The organism is Thermus sp. (assembly GCF_056332225.1).
In genome coordinates this window covers 1-548 of sequence record NZ_JBWGQW010000249.1, presented here as the reverse complement: position 1 = coordinate 548, position 548 = coordinate 1, and the positions used below count along the sequence as shown (strand labels likewise).

At 62.4% G+C, this 548-nt stretch carries 2 protein-coding genes; one reads left to right on the top strand and one right to left on the bottom strand.

Annotated features, from left to right (window positions below):
* Positions 1-306, top strand: a 306-nt coding sequence (locus tag AC01Y6_RS11185; RefSeq protein WP_476671606.1) for a redoxin domain-containing protein, incomplete at its 5' end; no start/stop codon positions are given.
* Positions 307-367: 61 nt separating this feature from the next.
* Here the strand turns inward: AC01Y6_RS11185 and AC01Y6_RS11180 are convergent.
* Entirely contained in the window at positions 368-547 is a 180-nt protein-coding gene (locus tag AC01Y6_RS11180; protein ID WP_476671604.1) for a hypothetical protein, read from the bottom strand.
* Between the last annotated feature and the right edge of the window lies 1 nt (position 548).

Sequence of the window (548 nt, the reverse complement as noted above, 5' to 3'; positions counted from 1 at the left end):
CGCGCGTTCGCTCATGCACACCGCTTCAACTTCCCCTATCTGCTCGACGAAACCCAGGCCACCGCCAAAGCCTACAAAGCCTTGCGCACGCCCGAGATTTTCGTCTTCGACCAAAACCGCAAGCTGCGCTACCACGGCCGGGTAAACGATACGCCCAAAGACCCCACCACCGTTACGGAACACACCCTCGATCGGGTGCTGGCGGCGCTGGTACAGGGCCAGGAACCGCCCGTTACCGAGGCCAACGCCATTGGCTGCACCATCAAGTGGAAGCCCGGCAACGAGCCCACGGTGCGCGTCGGTTGAGGCCGGATCGTCTTGAACGAAAAGCGGCGGGGAGAACCCGCCGCAGGTGTTTATCGCCAGGTTATTCGTGGGGCAGATCGTAGGTCTCGAGCGCCTCACCCCAGGCCTTGCTCATGCGGAAGCCATCCCAGATGGCCTTGACCGGGCTTTTAGCGGGCGGGCGGCTCAGAATCAGGCGAGCTGGGCGGGTCAGGCGGCTCGAGCCGGAATATTGTGTTATTGGGGTGCTGCTGGTATGAATC